The organism is Pseudoalteromonas sp. Z1A2 (assembly GCF_011378755.1).
GTDB lineage: Bacteria > Pseudomonadota > Gammaproteobacteria > Enterobacterales > Alteromonadaceae > Pseudoalteromonas > Pseudoalteromonas distincta.
Genome location: NZ_WTKX01000064.1, coordinates 1 through 2,324 on the forward strand (window position 1 = coordinate 1; position 2,324 = coordinate 2,324).

Below are 2,324 nucleotides of genomic sequence, written 5' to 3' on the forward strand. Positions count from 1 at the left end.
GTAAGCGTCCGAGCAACGACACCTAGCAGAGTGGATTTAATTAATAGAAAATATCGTCAGTTTCTACTGGAGGTATTATGCAAAAAAGAACCCTTAATGACTGGCAAAAATTGATTGAGCAGCAACAAACCAGCGGCTTATCTATTGTCGCATTTTGTAAAGAAAACATGTTACCCACTTCAAACTTTTATAAATATCGGTCTAAGTTACAAGACGCTGCAAAAGCACCTAAATTGGTGAAAGTGCAAAACAAAGCCATTCCCCATAAAGTGAATGCCTCAATCACGTTATCTCATGGTGAAACTCATTTAACTATACCAACCTCATCTGAGCCTACATGGGTGGCTAATTTAATAAAGGCGCTGCAAGCATGAACATGTTTATTGATGTGCCCGACGTGTACCTTTGCAATCAGTTTGTCGACTTCAGAAAATCCATTAATGGCTTAGCGGCCATTGTTGAAAGTGAACTCGAACTGTCAGTGCTATCCGGTGCCGTGTTTGTTTTTTGTAATAAAAGCCGAGATAAGCTGAAGATATTGTATTGGGATAACACAGGCTTTGCCCTGTGGTATAAACGCCTCGATAAGCACAAATTTAAATGGCCGAAAAACCTCAGCGCCGACACCCTAAACTTAACCGAGCAACAATTACACTGGTTATTATCTGGGTATGATGTCATAGGGCATCAACAAATCAACATCGAAAACGCTAGCATTATTTAGATCGTCGCGGGATCAATATTAACCATCGCATTAAGCTAGTTTACGGTAAAAAACATTATAAAATAGAAGGATGAATATTGATGTTAACCGCCTTCCAAACGATCCGGCGTTGCTTAAAAAGCTGTTGGTAGAGCACGCTGAAAAGTTAGCGCAAGCGACTGCGAGAAACCGGTATCTAGAGGAGCAATTCCGCCTAGCGCAACAAAAACAATTTGGTAAAAGTACCGAAGGCTTTGACGCACAAGGTGAATTGTTTAATGAAGCCGAAGACATCATTGAGCAACCTGATGAGCTTGCTACGCAAGAGATTAGCTACACACGCAAAACACCAAAGCGCAAACCATTACCCAAAGACTTACCCCGTGAGCAAGTGATTCATGACATTGCCGAAGAAGACAAGGTGTGTAACTGCTGTGGTAATGAGTTGCATAAAATGGGTGAAGACGTCAGCGAAAAGCTCGACTTCGTCCCCGCAAAGATAAAAGTCATTGAGCATATTCGCCCAAAGTACGCGTGTCGTGAATGTGATAAGTCAGGGTCGAATAACAGTATTAAACAAGCCAAGATGCCAAACATGGCCATCAACAAAGGCATGGCCACGTCCAGTTTATTAAGTCAAATCATCACCAGCAAATATCAATATGCACTGCCACTGCACAGACAAGAGTCGATGTTCAAGCAATACGGCATTGAGCTTAGCCGTAAAACCATGAGTGACTGGGTACTCGCATCCGCTACCTTGTTTGAACCGCTGATACAACGACTGAAACACGCGTTACTTAAACAGCCTGCGATACATGCCGATGAAACGACGGTCAATGTGGTCAACGCCGACAAAGTAAAAAGTTACATGTGGCTATATTGTACCGGCACGGATTCGCCATCGGCTATAAATAAACACAACCCAATACCAAACATTGTGCTTTACGACTATCAAAACAGTCGGGCAGCTTCCTGTGTGGTTAATTATCTGGATGGCTATTCGGGCTATTTACAGGTTGATGGTTATCAAGCGTATGCACAAACGCAATCAACACTCGTTGGTTGCTGGGCCCATGCACGTCGTAAATTTATAGAAGCAAAACACGTGCAGGGTAAAAACAAGACAGGCAAAGCCGACGTAGTCTTGAGTCTTATTCAAAAACTGTACGGCATTGAATCAAAACTCAACGATAAAACACCAGAACAAAAGCATGAAATAAGGCAAGAGCAAGCGAAACCTATTATCGATAAACTGCATAAATGGCTAGAGCAAAACCAGCCACGTTTAGTCGGGAAAACCAAGTTAGCAGAGGCAGCAACCTATCTCGCTAATCAATGGCATAAACTTATAGTTTACCTTGAAAATGGTCAGCTTAATATCGACAATAACCGCGCCGAGCGCGCTATCAAACCATTTGTTATTGGCCGTAAGAACTGGATGTTTAGCCAAACCTCACGCGGCGCAATAGCAAGCGCTCACCTATACAGCATCATCGAAACTGCAAGATCCAACGGCTTAACGCCATTTGATTACATCATGCATTGCCTCGATGAGCTTTGTCAGCCTGAGCCAGACATAGAACAATTATTGCCTTGGAATATCAATATCTAGGTGATG

General features: G+C 42.7%; 3 protein-coding genes. All 3 read left to right on the plus strand.

Annotated elements, in window-relative coordinates:
- Positions 1-77 precede the first annotated feature (77 nt).
- The 3 genes from GQR47_RS20110 (at position 78) to GQR47_RS20120 (ending at position 2,318) form a co-directional block, all read left to right on the plus strand.
- Positions 78-374 (plus strand): hypothetical protein, encoded by a 297-nt coding sequence (locus tag GQR47_RS20110; protein ID WP_024596032.1) that lies wholly within the window; start codon positions 78-80, stop codon positions 372-374.
- Complete coding sequence (gene tnpB, locus GQR47_RS20115) at positions 371-724, plus strand: IS66 family insertion sequence element accessory protein TnpB (protein WP_024596033.1); 354 nt, start codon at positions 371-373, stop codon at positions 722-724. Before GQR47_RS20110 ends, tnpB begins: the two co-directional genes overlap by 4 nt.
- 70 nt (positions 725-794) lie before the next feature.
- Positions 795-2,318: an IS66 family transposase gene (locus GQR47_RS20120; RefSeq protein WP_024596139.1), complete on the plus strand. Its 1,524-nt coding sequence runs from the start codon at positions 795-797 to the stop codon at positions 2,316-2,318.
- Positions 2,319-2,324 lie beyond the last annotated feature (6 nt).